Below are 26,710 nucleotides of genomic sequence, written 5' to 3'. Positions count from 1 at the left end.
ATTCACGCCGCGCCGAAGCCGCCCGCCGCCGCGAGCGGCGGCAGCGCCGACTCGCCGCGTATCCACGCGTACTGCGCCAGCTCGGCCATTTCCTTGTCGCCGCGGCTGTCGCCATAAGCGTAGAGCGTGGCGGGCGCGTTCGTCCCCCACCACGCGCGCAGCCGCGCGACCTTCTCCGGCCCCCAGCAGTTGTTGCCCGCCAGATGGCCCGTGTATATGCCATCGCGCCATTCGAGTTCGCTCGAAAGCACGGTGCCGATGCCGACCGTCCTGGCCCACATGCGCAGATAGATCGACGGCGACGCGCTCACGAGCACGACCTCATGGCCGAGCGCCTGGTGCTCGGCCACGCGCGCGAGCATCTCGGGGCGCAACAGCGCGGGGAGACGGCGCTCGACGAAGCGCTGCGCGGCGGCTTCGAGCACCTCGCGCCGCACGGCTCCCATCGCGGCGTACAGGAAGCGCGCCTTGGTCGGCCCGCGCGGCGACCAGCCGAGCGGGACGCCGATGAGCGAGGGCAGGCAGCGCAGCGCCGCGGCGGCGAAGCGGGCGGGGCCGGCGGCGTCGAGCATGAACGCGCGAAAGCTGTCGGACGTGGTGATGGTGCCATCAAAGTCGAATGCGGCGACGACGCGGTCGTTCATGAAACGGTATGGGCCTGGCGTGGAAGGGAAAGGCGACGCGGCTGGGCGCGCCGAACGGGCGTCATTGTCGGCGCAAACGCGATGCAGCTGCAACGCAGCCCAAGCGCGCCCGAGATGTTGACGCAATTCGTCAACATGTATCGATATGGACGCGCATCGATGCCGATGCATTAGCGTCATTGCGCGTTAGACGCCAGACCCGCGGCATCGACGATCTCGATTTCGCCGTAGCGCAATGCGAGCAACCCTTCGCGCTCGAACTGGCGCAGGATCTGGTTCACCGTTTGCCGCGAGAGTGCGAGCATCAGCGCGAGATCCTCCTGCGGCACGTTGATCACACGGCGCGCGCGCTGCCCGCCTTGCGTGCCTGCCGCCTCGCCGTACTCGTTCGAGAGCAGCAGCAACCGGCGCGCCACGCGCGCGGAAGCACCCAGCAGCGCGGTCTCCTCGATCGCGTCGAACGCGAGTCGCAGCTTTTGCGCGAGCAGCAGACCAAACGCGTGCCAGTACGCAGGCGTTGCGTCGAGCAGCGCCACGAGCGCCGCGCGCGGCACGTGAAAGAGCGTGGAGTCGCGCTCGGCGTAGGCGTCGTGCGTGCGTGCGCCGCCGTCGAAAAGCGTGATCTCGCCGAACCAGTGCGCCGGCCCGACCACGGCGAGCAGCGCCTCGCGGCCCGCGACGCTCGCCGCCCCCACGCGCACCGCGCCTTCCAGCACGCAGTAGAGACCGTCGTCGGCGTCGCCGCGCATGAAAAGGCGCTCGCCTGCCTGCAGCGTGCGCACGCGCCCCACCGCGCGAAGCGCGTCGCGCAACGGTGCGGGCGCGCCGCGAAACCATGCGCTGCGCTCGAGCGCGGCGGCGGACGGCGAACTCGCGGTGATGGGCGGAACGGAACGTGAGGGCATCGGGACAGGGCAAGCGGGGCGAGGCGAGTCACAAAGCGGCGCAATTGTCGGCTAGCCGAAGGTTTGCGCTCGTCAGCCCGACGATCATAATGATTTTGGAGACAGAGAGACACCCATGAGAAACCTGACCGGGCAGCTCACCCACTACGCGGCCTATCACCGCGACGTGCGCAACATCGGCACCCATTTCGTCGGCATTCCGCTCATCGTGCTCGCGCTTGCGGTGCTGCTGTCGCGCCCGGTGATCGCACTCGGGATGCCGGTTCCGGTCTCGCCGGCGTGGCTCCTGTTCGGCGCCGCGACGATCTACTACCTCGTACTGGACGTGCCGCTCGGCCTCATGATGGCGGTCATTTCCGTCGCGTGCGTGGCCTTCGGCGCCTGGCTCGCGCAGCAAGGCACCGCCGCGTGGCTGGGCGGCGGCGTGGGGCTGTTCGTAGTCGGCTGGATCTTCCAGTTCGTCGGTCACATCGCGTGGGAGCATCGCAAGCCGGCCTTCGTCGACGATCTCATCGGCCTCATGATCGGCCCGCTCTTCGTGCTCGCCGAAGCGCTGTTCAGCATCGGCTGGCGTCCTGAGCTGCGCGCGGCGATCGAGGCGAAGGTGGGGCCTACACGCATCAATCCGCCGCGTGCTCAGGCAGCGCGGCAGTAAGTGGCCGCTGCAAGGTCCTCAGCGTTCGAACCGAATGAGCCGCGCCGCGTGCACGGCCGTGAGCGCGACGGCGAGCCAGATCGGCACGTAAGTCCCGAGCTGCCGCATGCCCAGGTGCTCCCCCAGCAGCGTGACGGAGACGATCACGAGCAGCACCGGCTCGACATAGCCGAGGATGCCGAAGAGTGCCATCGGCAGCAGCCGGCTCGCCTTCAGGTACGACGCGAGCGCGACGGTGCTGAGCACGCCGAGCCCCGGCAGCAGCACGAAAGCGAGGAACTTGTGCGCGTCGAGCAGCGCGAGCGAGCCGCCCGCACGCACTTCGATCACCGCCACCGGCACGAGCAGCAGCATCTCTACGGCGAAGGTGACGAGTGAATCCGCGTGGATCTTGCGGCGCAGCACGAAGTACGGCGGATAGCCGAACGCGACGAGCAGCGTGGGCCACGAGAACGCGTGCGTCGCCCAAAGCTCGTGCGCCACGCCCACGGCGGCACACGCCACGGCGAGCCATTGCAGCGGCTCGAGGCGCTCGTGATAGTAAAAACGTCCTACCAGCACCATGATGAGCGGCAGCAGGAAATAGCCGAGCGACACTTCCAGCATGCGCCCGTGCAGCGGCGCCCACAGAAACACCCATAGCTGCGAGCCCAGCAGCGCGGCGCTCGCCACCAGGGCGAGCGCGGTGCGCGGCTCCTTCACCATGCGCGCGACGAGCGCGCGCAATTGCGGCGCGCGCTTGCGCAGCACCAGCAGGGCCAGCGCACCGGGCGCGGTCCAGATCACGCGCCACGCAAAAATGTCGAGGCCGCCGAGCGGCGCGAGCAGGAGCGTATAGGCCGACATCAGCGCGAACAGCGCCGAAGCGCCCACGGAAAGCGCAATGCCGCGCCCGGGTTCGTACTGGTTCATCGGGGCACGTGGTGACAGAAAGCGCTAACAGCGGGATCGCGAACGGCGCGGTGCGTAGTTTTCGCATGCGCGGGTAAAAACGTTGTCATTTGAATCGGCTATTGAATAAGGCGTGGGCGCGCGTTGGCGTCGGCGAGACCGCATTCTAGTCGCGTTTGGGCGGCGGCAGGCGGCGCAAACCCGCGCCGGCCAAGGCGGGCACACGCCGTGCGCGCTTTGCGCCCTGGTGCAGGCCGAGCAATTTTGTCCGGCAGATCACGCCACGATGGACTAGAACGTAAGTCTCGCCACGCCAGCCCGCCGTCGCCTTAACCGGCTGCAATCCGCGGCTGGAACTCGCGGCTGGAATTCGCTTCGACGAGCGAGATTTCACCGGGGCCGCTGGAGCCGCAGCCCGGCTTATCCCGGAGCGCCACGCCAGCGCCCGCCGCCGTGATTCACGACGCCGTCCCCAACGTCCAACGCCCCCTGGAGCCCGCATGCCATCTTCTGCGCCCCGCCCCGCCGTTGCCGACCCCGCCGGTGCATTCGCCCTTTCGCCCGCCGCCAGCGCATTCGCCGCCGAAGTGCGCGCCGGTTTGATGCGCTCGCCCCAAAAGGAACTGCCGTCGAAATATTTGTATGACGAGGTCGGCTCGGCCCTCTTCGAGGTCATCACCGTGCTGCCCGAATACGGCGTCACGCGCAGCGAGGAGCGCCTGCTCACGCGCTACGCGTCCGAGATCGTCGAGGCGCTGCCCTCCGACGTGAAAGTCGCCGAACTCGGCAGCGGCAGCGGTCGCAAGACGCGCCGCATTCTCGAAGCGCTGTGCCGCAAGCGCCCTACGTCGTACTGCCCGATCGAGATTTCGCGTACCGCGCTGCAACTATGCCGGCGCGAACTCGCCGACATCGAGCGCATTTCGATCGTCGGCTACGAGCGTGACTATCTCGCCGGACTGTCCGAAGTGAGCCGCCAGCGCAAAGAGGGCGAGCAACTGCTCGTGCTCTTTCTCGGCAGTACGATCGGCAACTTCGCGCGCCTCGCGGCCACGCGCTTCCTGCGTGACATCCGCGCGATGCTGCGCCCCGGCGACACGCTGCTGCTCGGCACCGACCTCGTGAAGCCCGTGGACACGCTGATCGCCGCCTACGACGACGCCATCGGCGCCACGGCCGCATTCAACCTGAATCTGCTGTCGCGCATCAACCGCGAACTGGACGCCGACTTCGACCTGCACGACTTCGAGCACGTCGCGCGCTTCAATCCGGACGTGCGCAGCATCGAGATGCATCTGCGCGCGAAGCGCGACGTGCATGCCGAAGTGCGCTCGGCGCATCTCACCGTCGACATCGGCGCAGGCGAGACGATCTGGACCGAGAGCAGCCACAAGTATCACGCCGACGAAATCCCGGCGATCGCCGCCGACGCGGGCTTCGAATGCACGCGTCAGTGGGTCGAAAAGGATTGGGGATTCGCGGAGAGCCTGCTAGCCGTGAAGTAAGCGGCGTCCGAAACGAAAAAGCGGTGCGCCAATGCCTGGCGCACCGCTTTTTTATCGGGCGACGCTCAATGCTGCTCGAAGCGCTCGTAACGTTTTTCGGTCAGGCGTTCCTCGCTTTCCACCGAACTGACACGCGCGGCCGGCGGCCCGTGGCGCAGCCACGAGAGCATGCGGTCCACCTGGTTCGCCGTGCCCTGGATCACGGCTTCGACCGAGCCGTCCTCCATGTTCGCGACGTAGCCGCGAATGCGCAGCGCGTGCGCCTGGCGCACCGTCGCGTGACGAAAACCCACGCCCTGCACCGTCCCGTGCACGCGCACGTAGTACGTTTCGAGGCGCGTATCCAGATCCGGTTCGCTCATTGTTCCTTTCTCCATGCAGGCTTTACGGTCGGCATTGTAGACGCCAACGCGCGCACGCGCCGGGCCCGCGCCACGTACAATCCGTGCCACGCCGCCGCGCCAATACCGAACATGGAAACGACCCTGCAATGACCGACACCTCCCGAGCCAACCGCGATCTCGTGCTGATCACCGGCGCGTCCGGCTTCGTCGGCTCGGCCGTCGCCCGCATCGCGCAGGAAAAGGGCTATGCGGTGCGCCTGCTGGTGCGCGAGACGAGCCCGCGCAAGAACCTCGAAGCGCTCGACGCCGAAGTCGTCACCGGCGACATGCGCGACGCCGCCTCGATGCGCCGTGCGCTCGACGGCGTGCGCTATCTCTTCCACGTGGCCGCCGACTACCGCCTGTGGGCGCCCGATCCGCACGAGATCGAGCGCGCCAACCTCGAAGGCGCCGAAGCCACCATGCGCGCGGCACTCGACGCGGGCGTGGAGCGCATCGTCTACACGAGCAGCGTGGCCACGCTCAAGGTCACGAGTTCGGGCAACTCAGCCGACGAAACCTCGCCGCTCACGCCCGAGCAGGCCATTGGCGTGTACAAGCGCAGCAAGGTGCTGTCCGAGCGCGCCGTGGAACGCATGATCGAGCGCGACGGGCTGCCCGCGGTGATCGTCAATCCGTCGACGCCGATCGGTCCGCGCGACGTGAAGCCCACGCCCACGGGCCGCATCATCGTCGAAGCGGCCACCGGCAAGATTCCCGCGTTCGTCGACACCGGCCTGAACCTTGCGCACGTGGACGACGTGGCGAATGGCCACTTCCTCGCGCTGGAGCGCGGACGCATCGGCGAGCGCTACATCCTCGGCGGCGAGAATTTGCCGCTGCAGCAGATGCTCACCGACATCGCCGGCATGGTCGGCCGCAAGCCGCCCACGATCGCGCTGCCGCGCTGGCCGCTCTATCCGCTTGCGATGGGCGCGGAAGCCGTGGCGCGCTTCACGAAGCGCGAGCCATTCGTAACTGTCGATGCGCTCAAGATGTCGAAGAACAAGATGTATTTCACGTCGGCGAAAGCGGAGCGCGAACTGGGTTATCGCGCGCGGCCGTATCGCGAGGGCTTGAAAGATGCGCTCGCATGGTTCCGCGAGGCCGGCTATCTGAACGCCAGATGAGGCAAGCTGAGGAAACTGTTACAACTTTTCTTGCGACATGCGTACAACGCCTGAAGGGCAATGCGCGCAAGCTGCGGGTAGAATCGCGGGTCTTACCTGAGAAGCTCGCATGAATCTTCAAGACCAGATTGGCGTGCTCGAAGCGGGCGTCGATCAGCTCCTTCAGGCCGCCGCCGCCGCGCACGCACCGCGCGCCGATGAACGCGCCGCCGCAGTTCCCCAGCAGGACACTCCCGTTGCAAGCAGCGAAGCGGAGCAAGCCGTCGCTGAGCAGCCGCACGCCGTTGCCGTCGACACGGCCGCGGAGGCTGCCGGTGCGGCCGCCACCGCAGAACCCGTTGAAGCCGCCAATGCAACCGTGACCGACACTGCCGAAGCCATCGAACCCGCTGCCGAAACGGCCCGCGCCGCGCCTGCGCAGCCCGAACTGCACGTGGCGCGCCCGTCGCAAAACGAGATCACGCTGACGATCGGCGGCCAGACGGTGACGCTCAACGCGCTGCAAGTCGGCCAGATGATCGAGGAGCTGTCGAACGCACGCGCCTCGATGCAGCCCGAACCGCCGCCCGGCATTCCGCAAGGCTGGCGTTTCGCGTCGACGAAGAATCCGATGATGGCCGTGCAGAAACAGTCCAACGGCGACCGCCTGCTGGTGCTGCGCCACACGGGCCACGGCTGGGTGCCGTTCACGTTCTCGCCCGACATCGTCGTGCAGATGTACATGATGCTCACGCAGCGCTAACGCGCGCGGGGATCGAAAAAAAGCCGTCGAAACCGACGGCTTTTTTCATTGGCAGCGCGCCTCGCAAGAAGCAAGAAGCGCCTCAACGCCCCTGCGCCGGCGCCTGCACACGCGCCTTCCACTGACCGCCCTTGCCGCGCCAGAAGCGCCACGCCGAAGCGAACGTCGCGCCCACGTAGAACAGCGCGACGAGCGGCAGGAACGGCGCCCACAGCGGCGAACGCCGGTAGTAGGCAAGCATGGGCGAGTAGGCGCAGCACATCAGCGCCCAGGCGATCCACGCGGGCCAGCCGTGCGGCCCGAGCACGAGCGCGACCACGGGCGGCGCGAGATAGATGATCGTCATGCCGAGCAGCGTGCCCGCGAGCTGCCACGCCGAATAGTGCAGCTGTGTGAACGCCGTGCGCGCGATCATGTTCCAGATGTCCTTCCACGAATCGTACGGGCGCAGCGATACGCTCTTCGCGGCGACGTCGAGCCGGATCGGGTGATGCCCTTCGCCCCGATGCTTGATGCGCGCGGCGAGGCTGCAGTCGTCGATCAGCTCGGCGCGGATCGATTCGATGCCGCCCGCCTCTTCGAGCGCCTGGCGGCGCACCAGCATGCAGCCGCCGGCCGCGGCCGCCGTGCGGTTCTTCGGGTTGTTGACCCACGAGAACGGATAGAGCTTCGCGAAGAAGAACACGAACGCCGGGATCAGCGCCTTTTCCCAGAAGGAGTCGCAGCGCAGCCGCACCATCAGCGAGACGAGGTCGCGGCCTTCGGCCTGCGCGCGCACGACGAGCTGCGCGAGCGCTTCGGGCGGATGGCCGATGTCGGCGTCGGTGAGAAGCAGATAGTCGGCGGGCAGCTTGAGCGTGCGCACCGCCTCAATGCCCTGCGACTGCGCCCACACCTTGCCCGACCAGCCCGCCGGCAGCGGCTTGGCCGTTATCACGCTGAGCTTTTCCGGGCACTGCAGCGCGAGCGCGGCGGCGCGCGCGGCTTCCGCGGTGCCGTCGGTGCTGTGGTCGTCGATCACGATCACGTGAAACTCGCCGCCGTAGTCCTGCTGGAGCAGCGAGGTCACGGCCTCGCCGATCGCGTCGGCCTCGTTGCGCGCCGGCACGACGGCACACGCGGCAGGCCAGCCGGCCGCGGGCTCGACGATCGGCAGCGGCGCGGCCGGGCGCGCGCGCCAGAATCCGCCGCGCCCGAACAGCAGCACGAGCCAGATGAGCAGCGAGAGACAGGAGACGGCAAAGAGAATGGTCGTAGTCATACGTTGTTACTCTCGATCGAAGGGGCGCGCACGCCCACGCGGCGCGACAGCCACATAGCCGCCGTGCGCAGGAGCACCACGGCCCAGTCGGGTGCGCGCAGCGCAGGCCGCGCGCGGAACACATCGTAGCCGCCGCGCTCGATGATTTCGAGCACGCGCAGTCCGCCATGCACGACGCTGCACAGCTCGAGGCCGAAGCGCCCCGGTACGCGCAGCGCGAGCGGCGCGCCGCTCACCATCAGCGCCCGCGCGCGCACCACCTCGTGCGCCATCAGCGCGCGCCAGGCGTCGTCCACCTTGCCCGCGGCGATCTGCGCTTCGGTGACGCCAAAGCGTTCGCGGTCAGCGAGCGGCAGGTAAATGCGGCCGCGCGCCCAGTCGGCGCTCACGTCCTGCAAGAAGGTGATGAGCTGCAAGGCGGTGCAGATCGCGTCGGAATCGGCCAGATTCTCGGGCGTCGCCGCGTGGATCAGATGCAGCATCAGATGGCCGACCGGATTCGCCGAGCGCCGGCAATAATCCAGCAGCTCGAAGCGATCGGCATAGCGCGTCGTGTCGATATCCTGATCGAACGCCGCGACGAGGTCGTAAAACGGCGCGAGCGGCAGGCGGCACTCGCGCACCACGTCCGCGAGCTTCGCGAACAGCATGGGGTGTACGCGCGCGGGCCGGCCTTCGGCCACGGCGTTCAGGCCTTCGCGAAAATCGGCGAGACGCGTGTGGCGTTGCTCGGGGCTCCAGTCGCCTTCGTCCGCGATGTCGTCGAGCGTGCGCGCGACGTGGTAGATCACGCCGACAGGCGCCCGCAGCGCCTTCGGCAGCAATACGCGCGCTACCGGAAAATCGTCGTAGTGGTCGGGTTCCATCAAGGCGTCCAGAATGGGGTCGTATCCCGACGCGCCATCCAGGCGACCCGCGGGACCGCGATATTTTAAGCGTTCCCGGGGTATGTTGCACCGCGCAACGAGGCAGCGGCCGTTCCACAGCCCCTCCTGCATCGCGTGCACGAAGCGCCTTGCACAGGCCGTGGGAGCGCCACGCGGCGGGCTTTTTGAGAAAAATGGGTGGCTGACCGGGGTCCGGCGTCGCGTGCACGCCGCACTGCGCGCGCTGCACACAGCAAACGAAAGGCGAAGGGGTTAAAATGCGCGTCTGGTTTTGACTCCGTCACTCCTTTGGCGGATTTTTGCATCTTTAATAATAGACAGCCGCCGGCGATCAGGTCATTTTTACCGACTTGCTCGTCTTATGCGGCAGTCGGAGTTCGCCACCCTATGCGAGTGATCCTTGCCCAACCCCGCGGCTTTTGCGCGGGGGTTGTCCGCGCTATCGAAATCGTCGATCGCGCACTGCAGAAGCACGGCGCGCCGGTCTATGTGCGCCATGAAATCGTCCACAACCGTCACGTGGTCGAAAACCTGCGCAACAAGGGCGCGCGTTTCGTGGAAGAGCTCGACGAAGTGCCGGAAGGCGCCGTGGCGATTTTCAGCGCCCACGGTGTGGCCAAGACCGTGGAACGCGCCGCCGAGGAACGCGACCTCGACGTGCTCGACGCCACCTGCCCGCTCGTCACCAAGGTTCATGTACAGGGCCGCCAGTACGTCGCGGCGGGCCGCACGCTGATCCTGATCGGCCATGCCGGTCACCCGGAAGTGGAAGGTACGATCGGCCAGATTCCCGGCACCGTGCTGCTCGTGCAGAGCGAAGCCGATGTTTCGAAGCTCGATCTGCCGCTCGATGCACCGCTCGCGTACGTGACGCAAACCACCCTTTCGGTGGACGACACGCGCGGCATCATCGACGCGCTGCTCGCGCGGTTCTCCGACATCGTCGGTCCGGACACGCGCGACATCTGCTACGCAACGCAGAACCGCCAGGCAGCGGTGCGCGAACTGTCGGATCAGGTGGACGTTCTGCTCGTCGTTGGTGCGACGAACAGCTCGAACTCGAATCGTCTGCGCGAGATCGGCAGCGAAACGGGGGTGCCGAGCTACCTCGTCGCCGACGGTTCGGAAGTGAAGGCCGAGTGGTTCGCCAATGTGCAAACGGTCGGCATCACGGCCGGCGCATCGGCGCCTGAAGAAATGGTTGAGAACGTCATTGACGCGCTGCGCGCGTTGGGGCCTGTCGAGGTGTCGACGATGGCGGGCCGTGAAGAAAAAGTCGAATTCAAGTTGCCGTCGAAGCTCTTGCAACCGCTCGTCGCGCGCGAAGTTTAAGGAGGACACGCTTTGTCTATTCCGCTGCTACAAAAAGTCCGCGTTGGCTCGTACATCTTCCGCCAGCATTTCAGCGGCAACAAGCGCTACCCGCTCGCGCTCATGCTCGAGCCGCTGTTCCGCTGCAATCTCGCCTGCAATGGCTGCGGCAAGATCGACTATCCGGATCCCATCCTGAACCAGCGCCTGTCGCTGGAGGAATGCCTCGAAGCCGTCGACGAGTGCGGCGCGCCGGTCGTTTCCATCGCAGGCGGCGAACCGCTGCTGCACAAGGAAATGCCGCAGATCGTGAAGGGCATCATGGCGCGCAAGAAGTTCGTGTATCTCTGCACGAACGCGCTGCTCATGGAAAAGAAGATGGACGACTACCAGCCGAATCCGTACTTCGTCTGGTCGGTGCACCTCGACGGCGACCGCGAAGCGCACGATCACTCGGTCTCGCAGGAAGGCGTGTACGACAAGGCCGTCGCGGCCATCAAGGAAGCCAAGCGCCGCGGCTTCCGCGTGAACATCAACTGCACGCTGTTCAACGACGCCGTGCCCGAGCGCGTGGCGAAATTCTTCGACACGGTCGGCGAGATCGGCGTGGACGGCATCACGGTGTCGCCGGGCTATGCGTATGAGCGCGCCCCGGACCAGCAGCACTTCCTGAACCGCGACAAGACCAAGAACCTGTTCCGCGAAATCTTCAAGCGCGGCAACAACGGCAAGAAGTGGTCGTTCAGCCAGTCGAGCCTGTTCCTCGACTTCCTGGCCGGCAACCAAAGCTACCAGTGCACGCCGTGGGGCAACCCGGCGCGTACGGTGTTCGGCTGGCAAAAGCCGTGCTATCTGGTCGGCGAAGGTTACGTGAAGACCTTCAAGGAGTTGATGGAAACGACCGACTGGGACAAATACGGCACGGGCAAGTACGAGAAGTGCGCGGACTGCATGGTCCACTGCGGCTTCGAGGCCACCGCCGTGATGGACACGGTCGCACATCCGCTCAAGGCCGCGCGCATCGCCCTCTCGGGCCCGCGCACGACGGGCGCGTTTGCGAAGGACATCCCGCTCGAAGGCGCACGTCCGGCTGAATACGTGTTCTCGCGTCACGTCGAGATCAAGCTCGAAGAGATCAAGAACTCGGCCAAGACGAAGAAGCCGGTTACGGTCGCAGCTAGCTAAAGCGGTTTCCGCCAAGGGCGGATGAAACGCAAAAAGGGCGCAACGGTTCTAGCCGTTGCGCCCTTTGTCTTTTTTGTCACTTCGCACTGAACGGCGACACCGTCGCATTCGCTGTGGCCGTGCTCGCCGCTGCCGGCGTCCACCGGTACACCACCGCGCTCGAAGCGTTGTAGTTATCCTTCGTCACGACATACTCACCCGTCGAGCGCAGATACGCGCGCAGGCCGTACATCGAATCCACGTCGTTGCCCACGTACACCGCGTTCGGGTTGCTGTTGATGAGCGTCGTGTCGAGCGCGCCCGTGGTGAGGTTGAACGCATCGATGTTCGGCACGGTGTGCACGTAGCCCACGAACAGATAGTTTCCGGCGGCCGCTATCGATTTGGGATTCGCGCTCGTGAGCGTGATCACCGGATTCGGCGCGCTCGTATTGCCGGCGAGCCAGCCGTGATACACCTCGACGCGCGTGCCGATCGCCGTCCAGTCGGTGATGCTTGCGTCTTCTCCCGTGAGGATCATCGTGTCGCTTTCGGGCAGGTAGACGATGCGGGTGAGCCGCGAGATCGTGGCAGGAATCGGCGTGGTGATCGCGGCGCCCCAGGTCGGCTTGCCGGTCGAGTCGAAGCCGGTCAGCGGGTAGTGGGAAATGACGTTGGTCTTGTCGAGGCCGACCCACAAGTCGCCCTTGCTGTCGAGACAAAAGCCGTTGCGCACCGGGGCCGTCGTACTGAACGCCGCCCCCGGCAGCGTGTAATCCGGAATGGCGATATAGCCGCTCGCCGCATTGAAGTGGAAGAAGTAGAACGTATCGGGGTTCTGGCCGGCCGCCACGAGAATGCGCTTGCCGCTCACGCTCGCCACCTGCGCGAAATGGTCGCCGCGACCGGCGTCGGCGAGATTGATGCGCGGATCGGACGGATACGTGATCGGGTCGATCGTGTTGGCCACAAAGGTGCCGCCGGCCGTGCCCGAATAGATATTCATGCCGCCGTAGAACAGCGCGCCGTCGGTGCCCGGATCCGGCGCCGCATTGCCTTCGAAGTTGAGCGACTGGAGCTTCCAGCGCAGCGTGCCGGTGCCGTCGTAAGCCTGCAGATCGGTGCCGCCGTTGCGACCGAGGTCCCACGAGCCGCCCCACGGATTGTTCAGCACGTACAGCATGCCCGCGGAATCCTTGCCGATACCGACCACGCGCGTAAAGCGCTTGTCGCCCGCCTGGCCCTTGACGCCCGTGGTCGTGTCGAGATAGCCGCCCAGCACGCCGAAGGTGCCGGTTTGCGAAGGCGTGCCCGCTACGCTGAAGGTCTTGATGTTCATGTCGGGACCCGAGTCGCCGATCATCAACTGCGAGGTCTGCGCATCGAAATACAGCGACGACGGCCGCGCCGTGGAGGCCAGCTGGATGGTATTCAGCAGCTGACCGCCGGCACTGAATTCGAGCACCGCGCCCGCGCTCTTCTGGGCGACCCAGAGGTTGCCGCCCGCGTCGAGCGTGAGCGCGCCCGGGCACGCCACGCTGATATCGCGTTGCCAGATGCCGTCCGTGGTGTACACGCGCACGCGGTTGCCGGGGAAATCGCTCACGTAGAGCAGCGAGCCCGAGGTCGCGAGTCCGGTGATGACATCGGCGAGCTTTTCGGTCGTATCGGCGCTCACGGGGATCAGCAGGTCGCGCGCGCCGCTCGTGCGGTTGTAGCGCCCGACGTTGCCGCTGCCATACGTGGCGTTGTACTGCATCGCGACGAACAGCGAAGTCGTGTTGCCCGTGATCGCGCCGCCCTGGAAGTCGCCATGCCCGCCGATCGAGCCGAGACTCTGGCCGTTCTGGTAGATCGCCACGCCGCCTTCGTTTTCATCCCACATCGACGAGGTGTAGATGACGCCTTCGGGCGCGACCCACATCGAGCGGGCCACATTGCCCACGTGCGTCGCGTTGGCGCCGTAGGTGTTCGCAATCCAGTCGGTGGAGGATTGCGCTTCGCAAACGGGCGTAACCGTTGCGGTGAGAGCGGCCGCCAGCCAGGCTGCGCCGATTCGATGCAAGATCATGAAAGATTCTTTGATTCGCACACCTTACGGTGCGATTGTTGAAAATGCCGTGTTGCCCACGGGGCAAGCCCGCAGGCCGATTCCCGACGATTCGAATCCGTGCGCGCCGCCGCGCGCGGCGTCATGCGTCGAATTGGTGTGGAACTTCGTCAAAGTTAACGGCAGCCACACTGCGGGAATTGAGGGTTTTTTTGAGCGCGCGCCCGAGCCGCGAAGATTACAGGCGTAAAAAAAGCGCGACGGCCTTCGCCGTCGCGCTTCTTGCCGAACGTATCCGCTCAGTCGGGAGTCAGCAGCACTTCCCCGCGCCCGACCCATAGCGGGCATTTTGCCGCTCGCGGAAAAACTCCTCGTAGGTCATGACCGGGCGCTCGGGATGCGTCTCGCGCGCATGCGCGACGTAGCCCTCGTAGTCCGGCAAACCGACCATCAAACGCATGGCCTGGCCGAGATAGCGCCCGGCGGTCTGTACGTTGTCGCGAAGTCCCGAGAACATGATGTGCTCCGTTCAATAACGTCGATTCAATGCACGCGATTCGTCACGGCCGCCGCGCCGCCAGCCGGCATCGCCTGATACGGCGTTTCCTGCACGGTCGGACGGTCGATGCGGCGCGCACGCGCAATCGCGATCAGGCCATACACGACGATGCTCACCACGACGAAGATGAACAGGCCCGAAAGCGCGGCATCGACGTAGTCGTTGAAGACCATGCGCTGCATCTGCTCGAGCGACTTCGCGGGCGCGACGATCTTGCCATCCGCGATCGCCGCCGACAGCTTCTGTGCGTGCGCGACGAAGCTCACCTTCGGGTTGCTGTCGAAAATCTTTTGCCAGCCCGCCGTGAGCGTGCAGATGAGGAGCCACACCGTGGGCAGTGCCGTGACCCATGCGAACTTCTCGCGCTTCATCTTGAAGAGCACGACGGTGGCGAGCATGAGCGCGATACCGGCGAGCATCTGGTTCGAGATACCGAAGAGCGGCCACAGCGTGTTGATGCCGCCGAGCGGATCGACCACGCCCTGGTAGAGGAAGTAGCCCCACGCAGCCACGCACAGCGCGGTCGCGATCAGGTTGGCCGGCAGCGACTCCGTGCGCTTGAGCGACGGGTGGAACGTGCCGAGCAGGTCTTGCAGCATGAAGCGGCCCGCGCGCGTGCCCGCGTCGACGGCGGTCAGGATGAAGAGCGCCTCGAAGAGGATGGCGAAGTGATACCAGAACGCCATCATCGCCTCGCCGCCAATCACCTGGTGCAGGATCTGCGCCATGCCCACAGCCAGCGTCGGCGCGCCGCCTGCGCGCGCCACGATCGTGGTCTCGCCCACGGCGTGTGCGGTTTGCGTGAGCATCTCCGGCGTGAGCATGAAGCCCCAGTGGCCCACGGTTTGCGCGACCGCGTCCGGCGTCGTGCCGAGCACGGCGAGCGGCGCGTTCATCGCGAAGTACACACCCGGCTCGATCACCGAAGCGGCCACGAGCGCCATGATGGCGACGAACGATTCCATCAGCATCGCGCCGTAACCAATGAAGCGCGCGTTGGTTTCGTTATCGAGCAGCTTGGGCGTGGTGCCCGACGAGATCAGCGCATGGAAGCCCGACACCGAGCCGCACGCGATCGTGATGAAGAGGAACGGGAACAGGTTGCCCGACCAGACCGGGCCCGTGCCGTCGATGAACTTCGTGAAGGCCGGCATCTTCAGTTCCGGCGCGACGATCAGAATGCCGATCGCAAGCGCGAGAATCGTGCCGATCTTGAGGAACGTCGAAAGGTAGTCGCGCGGCGCGAGCAGCAGCCACACCGGCAGCACCGAAGCGACGAAGCCATAGCCGATCAGGATCCAGGTGAGCTGCGTGCCCGTGAACGTGAACCAGGCGGCGAGCGTGGGCGAATCGTGCACGTGCTGGCCGAAGGCGATGGAAGCCATCAGCAGGACGAAACCGATGATCGAGATCTCGCCGATCTTGCCCGGACGGATGTAACGCACGTACAGGCCCATGAAGATCGCGATGGGAATCGTCGCGGCCACCGTGAACGTGCCCCACGGCGAGTTCGTGAGCGCCTTCACCACGATCAGCGCGAGCACCGCGAGAATGATGATCATGATGAGGAAGGTGCCGAACAGCGCGATCACACCGGGCACCGGACCGAGTTCCATCTTCACGAGGTCGCCGAGCGAGCGGCCGTCGCGGCGCGTGGAGAGGAACAGCACCACGAAGTCCTGCACGGCGCCCGCGAACACCACGCCCGCGAGAATCCACAGCATGCCGGGCATGTAGCCCATCTGCGCGGCCAGCACCGGGCCCACGAGCGGACCCGCGCCCGCGATCGCCGCGAAGTGATGGCCGAACAGTACGAACTTGTTGGTGGGCACGTAATCGAGCCCGTCGTTGTGGCGCACGGCCGGCGTCATGCGCAGGCCGTCGAGCTGCAGGACCTGCGTGGCGATGAAGCGGCTATAGAAGCGATACGCGATCAGATAGACGCACACGGCGCAGATCACGATCCACAGTGCGCTGATTCGCTCGCCGTGCGCGAGCGCGATGGTACCGAACGCGAACGCGCCAAGCAGCGCGACCAGCGTCCAGACGACAAAACTGGATGTCCGACTCATGCGGTGTCTCCGTTATGTTTTTAGCTTTGTGTCCGGCATCGGAACCGGACCCTTGCGCGCCGTCCACAGCATCGTGGCGATGGCGGCGCATGCATGACGCATTACGCCATGTCGTGGGCGGTAGTATTCGCTTTCAGACCGTCAGCCACAACCGGACAACTACGTAAGCGCGCTACGTAGAACTACGTAGGGAAGGCAATAATTCGTTGCGCGCGCAACGATAATCGCGGACCGCCGCGCAGGGTGTCGCGCAAGGACACTCTCTCGCGCGGCGCGTGAATTTGGCGCCTGCGCCGCGCGCGCCCGGTTATGCTTGCAGACTCAGCTTCCGAACACCGTCATGCCCGCCCCATTTTTCTTTGCCGACCGCCGCCTGAAGACGAAAATCTTCCTGCTCGCCGTCGTGCCGTTCCTCGCAGCGATTGCCGGCATCGGGATCGGTGTGCGCCAGCAGGCCACGCAGCTCGCGCAAACGCAGCACGCGACGATGCAGAGCGCGTATATGTCGAGCAAGGAAATCGAGCTGCGCCACTACGTGGAGCTGGCCACGAGCGCCATCGCGCCGCTCTATGCGCCCGGGGAAAACGCCAGCGACGCGTTGCCCGCACCTGATAGCGAAGCCGACCGCCAGCTGGCCGCGCTAGCCGTGCTGCAGAAGATGGACTTCGGCCCTGATGGCTATTTCTTTGTCTACGACATGCACGGGCGCTCGCTCATGCATCCGCGCGAGCCAGCGCTCGTCGGGCAGGATCTCTGGAATCTGCGCGATCCGCAGGGCGCGCTCACGATCCAGCAACTGATTGCCGCGGCCCAGCGCGGCGGCGGCTATGTGCGCTATATGTGGCACCGGCCGTCCACGGGCAGGCTCGCGCCCAAGCTCGGCTATGTCGTGCCGCTGCCGCGCTGGGGCTGGATGATCGGCACGGGCATCTATCTCGACGACGTCGATTCGACGCTCGCGCACATCGACGAGCGCGCCTCCGCGAATATCGAGCACACCATTCAGTGGCTCGGCGCGATCGCACTCGCGGGCGTGCTCGTGATCGCGCTCGGTGCGCTCGTGCTCAACGTGAGCGAGCACCGCAGCACCGACGCCAAACTCAAGCGCCTTGCGCAACAGGTGGTCGAGTCTCAGGAGCAGGAGCGGGCGCGGCTTTCGCGCGAACTGCACGATGGCATCAGCCAGATGCTCGTTTCGGTGAAGCTGCTGCTGGAGTCGGCGCTGGCTCGCTTCGAGCGCGGGGAAACGCGCGTGCCCGCCGCCGAAGCGTCGCTCGCCACCGGCCTCTCACGACTGTCCGACACGCTGCGTGAAGTGCGCAGCATCTCGCACGCCCTGCGCCCCTCGATGCTCGACGACCTGGGCCTCGCCGCCGCACTGGAGCAACTCACGCGCGAGATGGCCGAGCAAACGGGCATCGAGATCGCCTTCACGCAAACCGCGCCGAAACCGGCGAGCAAAAAGGCGCAAGTTCCCGCGCTGCCGGACGCCGTCAACACCGTGCTCTTTCGCATTGCTCAGGAAGCGCTCACCAACATCGTGCGGCATGCGCAAGCGGCGCGCGCCGCGCTCACGCTGGAGGTCGCCGCGAGCGGCGTGACACTCGGCATTGCCGACAACGGCCGCGGCTTCGACGTGGCGCACGCGCTGGCCGACCCGCGCGCAGGTCTGGGCCTGCGCAACATGCGCGAGCGCCTCGAGTCGCTCGGCGGGCGCCTCGACATCACCTCGCAGCCCGGCCATACGCTCGTCACCGCGTGGGTGCCTATTGCGTCCAATGCAGCGTCCAATGCGGCGTCCAATGCAGCATCCAAAGCCGCTGTATCAGGAACACCGAAATGACGATGACGAATGCAAACGTGAACCATTCGACCAGCCCGGGCGCCAAACCCGCGCGGCTCGTCCTCGTGGACGACCATCCTCTCGTGCGCGACGGCCTGCGCGCACGGCTCGAAGCCGTGCCGGGTTTCGAGGTGGCGGGCGAAGCCGGCAACGCCGATGAGGCCATCGCGCTCGCCGCGTCGCTCGAACCCGATCTCGTGCTGATGGACGTGGGCATGGCCGGCGTGAACGGCATTGCGCTCGCGGGCATTTTCCACGAGCGCTTTCCGGCCATCCGCGTGTTGATGCTGTCGATGCACGACAACGTCGAATACGTAACCGAGGCGGTGCGCGCGGGCGCGAGCGGCTACGTGCTCAAGGATTCGCCGGCCACCGAGATCATCCGCGCGATCGAGGCGGTGCTGGCCGGGCGTACGTATTTCAGCGCGGGCCTGAGTGCGCGCATGATCCAGGCGTCGGCGCGCAGCACACCCGTCGAGCGTCTCACGCCACGCGAGCGGGACATTCTCGACGCGCTCGCGCAAGGACTCTCGAGCAAGCAGATCGCGCAGCGCGAGGGACTTTCGGTGCGCACGGTGGAAACGCACCGGCTCAACCTCAAGCGCAAGCTGGAGATCGAAGGGCAGGCGGAGTTGATCAAGTTCGCGGTGGAGCACCGCAGAAAGTGAAACGGGCGCTCCGGCTTACCCGGAGTGCCCGTCAATGCGCAATGCGTGTACAACCACCGATCGACGATCAGCTGCGCGCGTTGTGGTCGACGAGGAACTTGATGAGGCCGTCGATGCCGCCCTTGGCGATCTGGTCGGCAAATTGCGTCTGGTAGACCTGGATCAGCCAGGCGCCCATCATGTTGATGTCGTAAATCTTCCAGCCGTTGGGTGTTTGCGTGAGACGGTAGTCGATGGCGTCGTCGCCGCCGTTGCTGATCACGTGCGACTGCACCACGGTGTCTTTCGCGCCGGCACCCGTGTTCGACGGTGCGAACTTGAAGGTCACCTGGGTATCGCGAAGTTGCGAGAGCGACGAGGCATACGTCTTCACGAGCAGGAGTTGAAATTGCTCATACAGCTTCTGCTGCTGTTCGGGCGTGGCCGTCGCCCAGGGTTTGCCAACGGCGATCCGCGTGGTGCGTTTGAAGTCGGTGGCGGGAACGAAATGGGTCTCGACCACCTGGGTGATCTTGTTCATGTCGCCGCCCCGGGCCTGCGGGTCGGCCTGCATCGCCTTCACGGTGCCTTCCACGGCGGCCTTGACGATGGCGTCCGGCGAGGTCTGCGCGAACGCGGCGCCCGAAACGCCCGTGAAACAGGCGGCGACGAAAAATGCGGTCAGGTAACGTTTCATACGCTCTTCTGGAACAGTGAAATTCAGGCGCCGGTACAGTGCGACTCAGTGCGTGCGGTTAAGTGCAAGTGCAATCACGTAACCTTCGCGCCGCCGGCTGAGCCAGTATAACGGCTTTGGCAGATGCGCTGCCGGGGCGCCGCCTCGAGCCCAGGTGTGCAAGACCCGCGCCGGGACGGGCGGGGCCGGTATACTTGTGCGTTTCGCGTCAAAGAACCTAATTGACAGGGCCCCCTCGCCTGTATGCTGAAGCCATTCATCATTAGCCTCGTCGCCTGGTCGGTGCGCCGCGCGGCGTGGGTGATCACATTTGCAATCGTGCTTGCCGTGCTCTCCGGCGTATACGTCGCGAGGCATTTCAAGATCAATACCGACGTCAGCGGTCTCGTCGAGAACACGGCCGAATGGGCCGCGTTGAGCGAAGCCAAGGACAAGGCGTTCCCGCAGCGCGCGAGCTCGCTGCTCGTGGTCGTCGAAGCCGACGCGCCCGAGCTCGCCGACGCCGCCGCCGACAAGCTCGCGCAAGCGCTCAAGGCCGACTCGCGCGAATTCAGCGCCGTCTCGCAGCCCGCGGGCGGCCCGTTCTTCCAGCACAACGGCCTGCTGTTCCCGTCCACGGCCACGGTGCTCTCGACCACGGGCCAGCTCGTGCAGGCGCGCCCGCTCGTGAACCAGCTCGCGAAGGATCCGAGTCTCGCGGGTCTAGCCGGCACGCTCACGACCACGCTGCAACTGCCGCTCACGATCGGCCAGATCAAGTTGCCGCAAATGGCGAATCTGCTCGGCAGCGCCGCCACCGTCGTCGACGAGGTGCTCGCCGGCAAGCCCGCGGCGTTCTCGTGGCGCGCGCTCGTCGACAAGGACGCGGCGACGAAGCCGGCGTTCGCCTTCATCACCGTGCAGCCGGTGCTTAACTTCGGCGCGCTCAAGGCAGGCGCAAACGCGTCGGAAGCGATCCGCGCGACCGCCGCCTCGCTTCATCTCGACAGCGAATTCGGCGCGCGCGTGCGCCTCACGGGCGAACAGCCGCTCGCCGACGACGAATTCGCCTCGGTGCAGGACGGCGCCGCGCTCAACGGCGTGATCACGATCATCGTCGTGCTCGCCATCCTGTGGCTCGCGCTGCGCTCGGGCAAGCTGATCGGCGCAACGCTCATCACACTCGTGGTCGGTCTGGTCATCACGGCCGCGCTCGGCCTCATGATGATCGGCTCGTTCAACATGCTCTCGGTCGCCTTCATGGTGCTGTTCGTGGGGCTAGGCGTCGACTTCGGCGTGCAGTTCGGCGTGAAGTATCGCGAGGAGCGCTTCCAGGACGAGCGGCTCGACGCCGCGCTCCTCAAGACCGCGCGGACCATCGGCGTGCCGCTCACGCTCGCGGCGATCGCCGTGGCCGAAAGTTTCTTTTCCTTCCTGCCGACCGCCTACAAGGGCCTCTCGGAACTCGGGCAGATCGCGGGCGTGGGCATGTTCGTGGCATACGTGTGCAACATGACGGTGCTGCCGGCGCTCATCCGCGTGTTCAATCCCAGGGGGGAGCGCGCCTCGCCGGGCTTCGCGTTCCTCGCGCCCGTCGACAAATGGCTCGCCGAGCATCGCAAGCCCGTGCTGATCACCACGCTCATTATCGTGGTGGGCGCGACGCCGTTGCTGCTGCATCTGCGCTTCGACTTCAATCCGTTGCATCTTAAGGATCCGCATACCGAGTCGATGGCGACGCTGCTGGCGCTCAAGAACTCGCCCGTCATCTCGATCAACGATGTGAGCGTGCTCGCGCCGTCGCTCGAAGAAGCCGACAAGATCGCCGCGCGGCTCTCGAAGCTGCCCGAAGTCGCTCGCGCCACCACGCTCAGTTCGCTGATTCCCGACGATCAGCAGCAAAAGCTCATGCTGATCTCGAGCGCCGCGCAGCAGCTTCTGCCCGCGCTCACGCAGCAGCCGTCCTCGCCCGTAACCGACGAAGTGCGCGTACAGACGCTCAAGCGCGCGGCCAACCAGCTCTCGCTCGCCGCGAGCGACCACCCGGGGCCGGGCGCGGCCGAGGCGAAGCATCTGTCCGACTCGCTCAACAAACTCGCGAACGCGAGCCCGGCCACGCGCGACCGCGCGGAAACCGCCTTCAGCCTCACGCTCAGGCTCGCCTTCGCGCAGCTCGCGCGCCTGTTGCAGCCCTCGGAGATCACGCGGGAAAACCTGCCGCCCGAGATGGCGCGCGACTGGGTGGCGCCGACCGGCCAGGCGATCGTGGACGTCGCGCCGCGCGTGCCGCCGGGCGTCGATCCCAACGACGATGTGATGCTCGCGCGCTTCGCACACGCGGTGAAGGCGGCGGAGCCGAACGCGATCGGCGGCCCGATCTCGATCCTGCACTCGGCGAACGTGATCATCCTCGCGTTCTTCCAGGCAGCGGGGTGGTCGGTGCTGCTCATCACGGCGCTGCTCTGGATCACGTTGCGCAATTTCGGCGACGTGCTGCGCACGATCATTCCTCTACTGGTATCGGCGCTCGTTACGCTCGAATTGTGCGTCGTCTTCGGAATTCAGCTAAATTTCGCCAACATCATCGCGCTTCCCCTGATGCTCGGCGTCGGCGTCGCGTTCAAAATCTACTTCGTGATGGCCTGGCGCGCGGGGCAGACCGGCCTCCTGCATTCGAGCCTCACGCACGCGGTGCTTTTTTCCGCCGCGACCACCGCCACGGCATTCGGGAGCCTGTGGCTATCGCATCATCCGGGCACGTCGAGCATGGGCAAGCTGCTCGCACTGTCCTTGTTCTGTACGCTGATAGGCGCCGTGGTCTTCCAGCCGGTGCTGATGGGCAAGCCGCGCGCAAAACGCGCGAGATCGGAAACTCAGGGGATCGACCAATGAAGAAGAATCAAGCCGCGCTCACCATGGCGGCGGCGAGCCTGGCGCTCCTCGTGACGTCGGGCTGCGCCACGGGCCCCGACCGCAAACCGGGCGATCCGTTCGAGCCCGCGAATCGCGCAATTTTCACGTTCAACGACAAACTCGATACCTACGTCGCGCAGCCGGTTGCCAAGGGCTACCAGAAGGTGACGCCGCAGCCGCTGCGTCAGGCGATCACGAACTTCTTCTCGAACATCGGGGACGTCGACAACTTCGCAAACAACGTGCTGCAGCTGAAGATCACCGACGCCGTCCAGGATCTGATGCGCATCGCGATGAACACGACCTTCGGTCTGGGCGGCCTGATCGACTTCGCGACGTTGGCGGGGCTGCCCAAGCACCATCAGGACTTCGGCCTCACGATGGGCCACTACGGCATGCCGGCCGGCCCGTATCTCGTGCTGCCGCTGTTCGGGCCCAGTTCGGTGCGCGACGGCATCGGCATGGCCGTGGACGTGAAGTTCAACGTCATCAACTACTTCGAGCCGGCGGTGCGCAACCCGATGTATCTCGCGCAGTTCATCAGCGCGCGTGCGGACCTGCTCGGCGCAACCGACCTGCTCAAGCAGGCGGCACTCGACCCGTATTCGTTCGTGCGCGACGCCTACCGCCAGCAGCGCGAATCGCTGATCCGCGGCTCGCGCGGCAACACTGCGCCGCTGCCCGATTACGGCGAGCCGGGCGGCGAGGCCGCACCGAACGAGAACGGGGCACCCAATTACGAAGACCCGGGCGAGTCGGGCGGTGCCGGCGGCGCAGGTGGCGCAGGTGGCGCAGGTGGCACGGCGGCCCCCGGCGCTTCGAACAATGGTCTGCCGAATTACGAGGATCCTGGCGAAGGGGGCGCTACCGGGGCTGCTACGACGGGTGCGGCCGCGGCTGGCGCGGGTCCGGGTGCTGCTGCGGCGGCCGGCACGGCGGGTGTAGCCGCGGCGGCCGCTTCCGCACCGGCGGGCGCATCGGCGCCTGTCGCGGCTTCGGGTGCGACGGCAGCGCCTGCGAAGCCCGCATCGGCGCCCTGAACGCAACAAAGGGCCCCCCGTTTGCGGGCGGGCGGCGTATCAATGCAAAAAACCCGGCAACCTTTCGAGGTTGCCGGGTTTTTTATCGTGTCGCGAGCACCGCTCAATGCACCGAAGCGTCCTCGCTCTCGGCCTGGCGTTCGGCCTCGTTCGCCGCCGCCAGCGCCGTGGCATCCGCCGTCGTCTGCACGGTCTGGCGATAGCGCTCGTAGGCTTCGTCGGCGTAACGGATACGCTCGCGGCCGTGCGGGGCCGGCACGCCGTCGGCGCCCAGGTTCACGAACACCATCTTTTCGATCGTCAGGATGCTCTTGCGCGTGATCTTGTTGCGCACTTCGGCGCGCAGCGTGATCGACGTCCGGCCGAAATCCGTGGCCGTGATGCCGAGCTCGATGATGTCGCCCTGACGCGCCGAGCTCACGAAGTTGATCTCCGACATGAACTTGGTCACCACGCGTTGATTGTCGAGCTGGCAGATCGCGTAGATCGCCGCTTCTTCGTCGATCCAGCGCAGCAGGCTGCCGCCGAACAGCGTGCCGTTCGGATTCAGGTCTTCAGGCTTGACCCACTTGCGAGTATGAAAATTCATGGCTGGCCACTCCCCGATATGTGATTTGTCCCCAGCTCGCAGGAACGAACCTAGGGTTAACACTCAGATGTTACCAGAGATAGGGGTTTACCCTAGTTTTTCAATAACCCGGCAGATCATTTCGGAAAAAAAGCGCCGGCGGCCGTCAACACTTGCCGCGCGGCGCTGAGCGACTGGCGTGCCGCTTTCGCGTCCGCCGCCACGCGCAGCAGGCCGCCCAGTTGGGCCGGGTCGCGCGCCAGTTCGCGCAGGACCGGGAGCACCGCCGTCGTGCCGTCATCGCGCAAGCCGGCCATGGCCGCTTTCGGCAGGCTGCGCCACGCCGGATCGACGATCGCGCGGCACACTGCGAACGGCACGCCATGCGCAGCCGCGGCGGCGGCGGCCAGGTGCGATTCCATATCGACGGCGAGCGCTCCGCACGCGCTGAACAGCGCGGCCTTGTCCGCCGCACCGGTGAGCGGCGCGGCAACGGCTGCCTCCACGCCGCGCCGGGTTTTCGCGGCGAGCGGCGAGGCCATCAGCGCGTCGGCCATGCGTGCGCTCCAGGCGGCGTCGGTCGCGACGCGCCCGAACGGCCCTTCGATCGCTTGCGCGATCACCAGCGTGCCAGGCTCGAGATCGGGTGCAAGACCGCCCGCCGTGCCGAAGCTGACGATGGCCGCCGCGCCGTCCTCGAGCGCCGCCGCAAGCGCGCTCTGCAGCAGATCGGCGCGCGCGGCATAGACGGCGCGTACGCCATCCTGGCCTTTGCCCGCGGCAATGCTCGCCTCGAAGGCCATGCCCGTTACTGCGATCACGGGCAGGGCGCGCGCCTTGATACCGGCCGCCGCGCTCACAGACCGACCGTGACGCGCGTCACGCCCGCGCGCTTGAGGTTGCGGTAGCGCGCGAGCGCCCACAACGGGAAGAACTTGCGATAGCCGTGGTAGCGCAGATAGAACACGCGCGGAAAGCCCGTGGCCGTGAAGCGCGTTTCGTCCCAGAGGCCGTGTTCCTGCTGCGTTGTCTGCAGAAACTCGATGCCGCGTGCCACCGCCGGATGATCGACCGCGCCCGCGGCCATCAGGCCGAGCAGCGCCCAGGCCGTTTGCGAAGCCGTGCTAGTGGCGCGCTCATAGCCGCGGTATTCGAGCTTGTAGCTCGTGCCGTCTTCGCCCCAGCCGCCGTCGTCGTTCTGGATCTGCACGAGCCATTGCACCGCGCGCTTCATGCGCGGGTCGTCGTGACTGAGACCGGCCGCGTTGAGCGCGCACAGCGCCGTCCACGTGCCGTAGATGTAGTTCATGCCCCAGCGGCCGTACCAGCTGCCATCGGCTTCCTGCTCTTCGAGCAGATAGTTGTACGCGCGGCGCGCGTGCTCGCTCGCGGCCGGCAGCTCGCCGAGCTGCGCGAGCATCGAGAGGCAGCGGCCCGAGACGTCGGCGGTCGGCGGATCGAGCAGTGCGCCGTGATCCGAGAACGGGATGTTGTTCAGGTAGTACTGCGTGTTCTCCGGCTCGAACGCGCCCCAGCCGCCGTTGCTGCTTTGCATGCCGACCACCCATTCGCGCGCGCGGGCGATCGGGGCGTCGTAGGCCTTCGTGTTGTCGAGCTTGTCCACGCGGTCCATCGCGGCCACGACCACGGCCGTGTCGTCGACGTCGGGGTAGTGCGGGTTCGCGTACTGGAACGCCCAGCCGCCCGGACGCACCGCCTCACGGCGCGAGATCCAGTCGCCGCGCACGTCGAGAATCTGCAGCGGACGCAGCCATTCGAGACCGCGGCGCGCGGCATCCGCGGCGCGCGCGTCGCCGGTCTCCAGCAGGGCGTGCGCCGCCAGCGACGTGTCCCACACCGGCGACAGGCAGGGCTGGACGTACGCTTCCTCCGTGTGGACCGTCACCAGCTTTTCGAGCGACTGGCGTGCGATCGCGCGGTGCGGATGATCGGCGGGATAGCCCAGCACGTCGTACATCATCACGGCGTTGGCCATGGCCGGGAAGATCGCGCCCAGACCGTCCTCGCCGTTCAGGCGCTCGTCGACGAACGCCACCGCGGCGTCGATCGCGCGCTGGCGCAGGTAGGTCGGAAAGAGCGGATCGGTCACGCGCAGCACGCCGTCCACGGCGCGGAAGAAACCGAACCAGCCCTTGCTCTGATGCGGGGAGCGGGCGTTCAGGCCCACGCTCACCGGCGCGCCGCGGAACAGCTCGTCGATGCGCACGCCACGCGGGTTGCGCGCCACCGGGCGCTTCGCGCCCAGCACGAGCAGCGGCACGATCACCGTGCGCGCCCAGTACGACACCTTCGACAGATGGAACGGGAACCACTGCGGCAGCAACGTGATCTCGACGGGCATCATCGGGACTGCGTACCACGTCACCACGCCAAACAGCGCGAGCAGGATGCGCGTGAACACGTTGACCTGCTCCGCGCCGCCCGCCGCGAGAATCGCCTCGCGCGCCCGCACCATGTGTTCGGCGTCTTCGGCGTCGCCGATCATCTTGAGTGCGAAGTAAGCCTTCACGCTTGCGCTCACGTCCATCGCGCCGTCGGTGAAGAGCGGCCAGCCGCCGTCCGGCAGCTGGATGCGGCGCAAGTAGCGCGCGATCTTCTGTTCGAGTTCGAGGTTCGCGGTTTCGCCCAGGTAATGCACGAGCAGCACGTATTCGGCCGGGATCGTGGCGTCCGCTTCGAGTTCGTAGACCCAATGGCCATCGGCGCGCTGGTCGGCGAGGATCGCATCGGTCGCGCGCACGACGGCGGCGTCGAGCATGGCGAGCGGTGCGGCCGTCTCTTCGGCAAACGTGGGGGTGGGCATCGCCACGCCCGGCGTGGCGACGCCGAGCGTGTCCTGGGAT

At 66.3% G+C, this 26,710-nt stretch carries 24 protein-coding genes; 11 read left to right on the top strand and 13 right to left on the bottom strand.

Annotated features, from left to right (window positions below; genetic code table 11):
• Positions 1-2: 2 nt before the first annotated feature.
• Complete coding sequence (locus AB4Y36_RS05070) at positions 3-644, bottom strand: HAD family hydrolase (protein ID WP_368682459.1); 642 nt, start codon at positions 642-644, stop codon at positions 3-5.
• Between the two features lie 176 nt (positions 645-820).
• Positions 821-1,525 carry a Crp/Fnr family transcriptional regulator gene (locus tag AB4Y36_RS05065; protein WP_368682591.1) on the bottom strand — a complete coding sequence of 235 codons (705 nt, stop codon included), beginning with the start codon at positions 1,523-1,525 and terminating at the stop codon, positions 821-823.
• 139 nt (positions 1,526-1,664) lie between these two features.
• Here AB4Y36_RS05065 and AB4Y36_RS05060 point away from each other — a divergent pair, with 139 nt between their 5' ends.
• On the top strand, positions 1,665-2,204 hold the full coding sequence (locus AB4Y36_RS05060; protein ID WP_368682458.1) for a DUF962 domain-containing protein: 540 nt from the start codon (positions 1,665-1,667) through the stop codon (positions 2,202-2,204).
• A gap of 18 nt (positions 2,205-2,222) precedes the next feature.
• Here AB4Y36_RS05060 and rarD read toward each other — a convergent pair whose 3' ends face one another.
• The gene (gene rarD, locus AB4Y36_RS05055; RefSeq protein WP_368682457.1) at positions 2,223-3,116 is read right to left on the bottom strand and encodes an EamA family transporter RarD; all 894 of its coding nucleotides are present in this window, start codon (positions 3,114-3,116) and stop codon (positions 2,223-2,225) included.
• Between the two features lie 479 nt (positions 3,117-3,595).
• On the opposite strand from rarD, the gene egtD reads away from it, so the two are divergent.
• Positions 3,596-4,600, top strand: a complete 1,005-nt coding sequence (gene egtD, locus AB4Y36_RS05050; RefSeq protein WP_368616583.1) for an L-histidine N(alpha)-methyltransferase — start codon at positions 3,596-3,598, stop codon at positions 4,598-4,600.
• A gap of 65 nt (positions 4,601-4,665) precedes the next feature.
• Here the strand turns inward: egtD and AB4Y36_RS05045 are convergent, their stop codons facing one another.
• Positions 4,666-4,962 carry an acylphosphatase gene (locus AB4Y36_RS05045; RefSeq protein ID WP_069261571.1) on the bottom strand — a complete coding sequence of 99 codons (297 nt, stop codon included), beginning with the start codon at positions 4,960-4,962 and terminating at the stop codon, positions 4,666-4,668.
• Between the two features lie 128 nt (positions 4,963-5,090).
• Here AB4Y36_RS05045 and hpnA point away from each other — a divergent pair, with 128 nt between their 5' ends.
• On the top strand, positions 5,091-6,113 hold the full coding sequence (hpnA, locus tag AB4Y36_RS05040) for a hopanoid-associated sugar epimerase (RefSeq protein WP_069261570.1): 1,023 nt from the start codon (positions 5,091-5,093) through the stop codon (positions 6,111-6,113).
• A 109-nt stretch (positions 6,114-6,222) separates the two neighbouring features.
• Positions 6,223-6,855, top strand: a complete 633-nt coding sequence (locus AB4Y36_RS05035; RefSeq protein WP_342946829.1) for a hypothetical protein — start codon at positions 6,223-6,225, stop codon at positions 6,853-6,855.
• An 82-nt stretch (positions 6,856-6,937) separates the two neighbouring features.
• Here the strand turns inward: AB4Y36_RS05035 and AB4Y36_RS05030 are convergent, their stop codons facing one another.
• Together AB4Y36_RS05030 and hpnC are read right to left on the bottom strand one after the other, a co-directional pair.
• Positions 6,938-8,116 (bottom strand): glycosyltransferase, encoded by a 1,179-nt coding sequence (locus AB4Y36_RS05030; protein ID WP_069261568.1) that lies wholly within the window; start codon positions 8,114-8,116, stop codon positions 6,938-6,940.
• A complete protein-coding gene (gene hpnC / locus AB4Y36_RS05025; protein ID WP_368682456.1) occupies positions 8,113-8,982 on the bottom strand; it encodes a squalene synthase HpnC in 870 nt (289 codons plus the stop codon). The genes AB4Y36_RS05030 and hpnC overlap by 4 nt, the downstream gene beginning before the upstream one ends.
• A 408-nt stretch (positions 8,983-9,390) precedes the next feature.
• Here hpnC and ispH point away from each other — a divergent pair, with 408 nt between their 5' ends.
• Positions 9,391-10,335, top strand: coding sequence for a 4-hydroxy-3-methylbut-2-enyl diphosphate reductase (gene ispH, locus AB4Y36_RS05020; RefSeq protein WP_028202780.1), 945 nt, complete (start codon positions 9,391-9,393; stop codon positions 10,333-10,335).
• A gap of 12 nt (positions 10,336-10,347) precedes the next feature.
• On the top strand, positions 10,348-11,499 hold the full coding sequence (gene hpnH / locus AB4Y36_RS05015; protein WP_028202781.1) for an adenosyl-hopene transferase HpnH: 1,152 nt from the start codon (positions 10,348-10,350) through the stop codon (positions 11,497-11,499).
• A 76-nt stretch (positions 11,500-11,575) separates the two neighbouring features.
• Here the strand turns inward: hpnH and AB4Y36_RS05010 are convergent, their stop codons facing one another.
• The gene (locus AB4Y36_RS05010) at positions 11,576-13,549 is read right to left on the bottom strand and encodes an SMP-30/gluconolactonase/LRE family protein (protein WP_368682455.1); all 1,974 of its coding nucleotides are present in this window, start codon (positions 13,547-13,549) and stop codon (positions 11,576-11,578) included.
• Between AB4Y36_RS05010 and AB4Y36_RS05005 the strand changes: the two genes are divergently transcribed.
• Entirely contained in the window at positions 13,548-13,778 is a 231-nt protein-coding gene (locus AB4Y36_RS05005) for a hypothetical protein (protein ID WP_368682454.1), read from the top strand. The genes AB4Y36_RS05010 and AB4Y36_RS05005 overlap by 2 nt on opposite strands.
• Before the next feature lie 60 nt (positions 13,779-13,838).
• Here the strand turns inward: AB4Y36_RS05005 and AB4Y36_RS05000 are convergent, their stop codons facing one another.
• Positions 13,839-14,045 (bottom strand): YbdD/YjiX family protein, encoded by a 207-nt coding sequence (locus tag AB4Y36_RS05000; RefSeq protein ID WP_069261565.1) that lies wholly within the window; start codon positions 14,043-14,045, stop codon positions 13,839-13,841.
• Positions 14,046-14,071: 26 nt separating this feature from the next.
• The gene (locus AB4Y36_RS04995) at positions 14,072-16,159 is read right to left on the bottom strand and encodes a carbon starvation CstA family protein (RefSeq protein WP_368682453.1); all 2,088 of its coding nucleotides are present in this window, start codon (positions 16,157-16,159) and stop codon (positions 14,072-14,074) included.
• A 340-nt stretch (positions 16,160-16,499) separates the two neighbouring features.
• Between AB4Y36_RS04995 and AB4Y36_RS04990 the strand changes: the two genes are divergently transcribed.
• Together AB4Y36_RS04990 and AB4Y36_RS04985 are read left to right on the top strand one after the other, a co-directional pair.
• Complete coding sequence (locus tag AB4Y36_RS04990; protein WP_368682452.1) at positions 16,500-18,002, top strand: cache domain-containing protein; 1,503 nt, start codon at positions 16,500-16,502, stop codon at positions 18,000-18,002.
• Positions 18,003-18,004: 2 nt separating this feature from the next.
• Positions 18,005-18,670 carry a response regulator transcription factor gene (locus tag AB4Y36_RS04985; protein ID WP_069261870.1) on the top strand — a complete coding sequence of 222 codons (666 nt, stop codon included), beginning with the start codon at positions 18,005-18,007 and terminating at the stop codon, positions 18,668-18,670.
• Positions 18,671-18,737: 67 nt separating this feature from the next.
• Here the strand turns inward: AB4Y36_RS04985 and AB4Y36_RS04980 are convergent, their stop codons facing one another.
• Complete coding sequence (locus AB4Y36_RS04980) at positions 18,738-19,346, bottom strand: phospholipid-binding protein MlaC (RefSeq protein WP_368682451.1); 609 nt, start codon at positions 19,344-19,346, stop codon at positions 18,738-18,740.
• A gap of 243 nt (positions 19,347-19,589) precedes the next feature.
• Here AB4Y36_RS04980 and AB4Y36_RS04975 point away from each other — a divergent pair, with 243 nt between their 5' ends.
• Together AB4Y36_RS04975 and AB4Y36_RS04970 are read left to right on the top strand one after the other, a co-directional pair.
• The gene (locus tag AB4Y36_RS04975) at positions 19,590-22,217 is read left to right on the top strand and encodes an MMPL family transporter (RefSeq protein ID WP_368682450.1); all 2,628 of its coding nucleotides are present in this window, start codon (positions 19,590-19,592) and stop codon (positions 22,215-22,217) included.
• Positions 22,214-23,278 (top strand): VacJ family lipoprotein, encoded by a 1,065-nt coding sequence (locus tag AB4Y36_RS04970; protein WP_368682449.1) that lies wholly within the window; start codon positions 22,214-22,216, stop codon positions 23,276-23,278. Before AB4Y36_RS04975 ends, AB4Y36_RS04970 begins: the two co-directional genes overlap by 4 nt.
• A 103-nt stretch (positions 23,279-23,381) precedes the next feature.
• Here the strand turns inward: AB4Y36_RS04970 and AB4Y36_RS04965 are convergent, their stop codons facing one another.
• The 3 genes from AB4Y36_RS04965 to shc all read right to left on the bottom strand — a co-directional run bounded on the left by AB4Y36_RS04965 (position 23,382) and on the right by shc (position 26,670).
• The gene (locus AB4Y36_RS04965) at positions 23,382-23,867 is read right to left on the bottom strand and encodes an acyl-CoA thioesterase (RefSeq protein ID WP_069261559.1); all 486 of its coding nucleotides are present in this window, start codon (positions 23,865-23,867) and stop codon (positions 23,382-23,384) included.
• A gap of 116 nt (positions 23,868-23,983) precedes the next feature.
• Complete coding sequence (locus AB4Y36_RS04960) at positions 23,984-24,649, bottom strand: phosphorylase (RefSeq protein WP_342947166.1); 666 nt, start codon at positions 24,647-24,649, stop codon at positions 23,984-23,986.
• A 53-nt stretch (positions 24,650-24,702) separates the two neighbouring features.
• A complete protein-coding gene (gene shc, locus AB4Y36_RS04955; protein WP_368682590.1) occupies positions 24,703-26,670 on the bottom strand; it encodes a squalene--hopene cyclase in 1,968 nt (655 codons plus the stop codon).
• Positions 26,671-26,710: the final 40 nt, after the last annotated feature.

This window comes from Paraburkholderia sp. BR10936, assembly GCF_040965735.1.
In the GTDB taxonomy this organism is placed as follows: domain Bacteria; phylum Pseudomonadota; class Gammaproteobacteria; order Burkholderiales; family Burkholderiaceae; genus Paraburkholderia; species Paraburkholderia nodosa_A.
The sequence above is the reverse complement of the archived record's forward strand: the minus strand, read 5'-3'. Positions and strand labels throughout refer to the sequence as shown.

Coding starts and splice junctions, on each gene's coding strand:
- AB4Y36_RS05070 (WP_368682459.1), bottom strand. CDS start 644: ATGAACGACCGCGTCGTCGCCGCATTCGACTTTGATGGCACCATCACC.
- AB4Y36_RS05060 (WP_368682458.1), top strand. CDS start 1,665: ATGAGAAACCTGACCGGGCAGCTCACCCACTACGCGGCCTATCACCGC.
- rarD (WP_368682457.1), bottom strand. CDS start 3,116: ATGAACCAGTACGAACCCGGGCGCGGCATTGCGCTTTCCGTGGGCGCT.
- egtD (WP_368616583.1), top strand. CDS start 3,596: ATGCCATCTTCTGCGCCCCGCCCCGCCGTTGCCGACCCCGCCGGTGCA.
- AB4Y36_RS05045 (WP_069261571.1), bottom strand. CDS start 4,962: ATGAGCGAACCGGATCTGGATACGCGCCTCGAAACGTACTACGTGCGC.
- hpnA (WP_069261570.1), top strand. CDS start 5,091: ATGACCGACACCTCCCGAGCCAACCGCGATCTCGTGCTGATCACCGGC.
- AB4Y36_RS05035 (WP_342946829.1), top strand. CDS start 6,223: ATGAATCTTCAAGACCAGATTGGCGTGCTCGAAGCGGGCGTCGATCAG.
- AB4Y36_RS05030 (WP_069261568.1), bottom strand. CDS start 8,116: ATGACTACGACCATTCTCTTTGCCGTCTCCTGTCTCTCGCTGCTCATC.
- hpnC (WP_368682456.1), bottom strand. CDS start 8,982: ATGGAACCCGACCACTACGACGATTTTCCGGTAGCGCGCGTATTGCTG.
- ispH (WP_028202780.1), top strand. CDS start 9,391: ATGCGAGTGATCCTTGCCCAACCCCGCGGCTTTTGCGCGGGGGTTGTC.
- AB4Y36_RS05005 (WP_368682454.1), top strand. CDS start 13,548: ATGAAAGATTCTTTGATTCGCACACCTTACGGTGCGATTGTTGAAAAT.
- AB4Y36_RS05010 (WP_368682455.1), bottom strand. CDS start 13,549: ATGATCTTGCATCGAATCGGCGCAGCCTGGCTGGCGGCCGCTCTCACC.
- AB4Y36_RS05000 (WP_069261565.1), bottom strand. CDS start 14,045: ATGTTCTCGGGACTTCGCGACAACGTACAGACCGCCGGGCGCTATCTC.
- AB4Y36_RS04995 (WP_368682453.1), bottom strand. CDS start 16,159: ATGAGTCGGACATCCAGTTTTGTCGTCTGGACGCTGGTCGCGCTGCTT.
- AB4Y36_RS04990 (WP_368682452.1), top strand. CDS start 16,500: ATGCCCGCCCCATTTTTCTTTGCCGACCGCCGCCTGAAGACGAAAATC.
- AB4Y36_RS04985 (WP_069261870.1), top strand. CDS start 18,005: ATGACGAATGCAAACGTGAACCATTCGACCAGCCCGGGCGCCAAACCC.
- AB4Y36_RS04980 (WP_368682451.1), bottom strand. CDS start 19,346: ATGAAACGTTACCTGACCGCATTTTTCGTCGCCGCCTGTTTCACGGGC.
- AB4Y36_RS04975 (WP_368682450.1), top strand. CDS start 19,590: ATGCTGAAGCCATTCATCATTAGCCTCGTCGCCTGGTCGGTGCGCCGC.
- AB4Y36_RS04970 (WP_368682449.1), top strand. CDS start 22,214: ATGAAGAAGAATCAAGCCGCGCTCACCATGGCGGCGGCGAGCCTGGCG.
- AB4Y36_RS04965 (WP_069261559.1), bottom strand. CDS start 23,867: ATGAATTTTCATACTCGCAAGTGGGTCAAGCCTGAAGACCTGAATCCG.
- AB4Y36_RS04960 (WP_342947166.1), bottom strand. CDS start 24,649: ATGGCCTTCGAGGCGAGCATTGCCGCGGGCAAAGGCCAGGATGGCGTA.
- shc (WP_368682590.1), bottom strand. CDS start 26,670: ATGCCCACCCCCACGTTTGCCGAAGAGACGGCCGCACCGCTCGCCATG.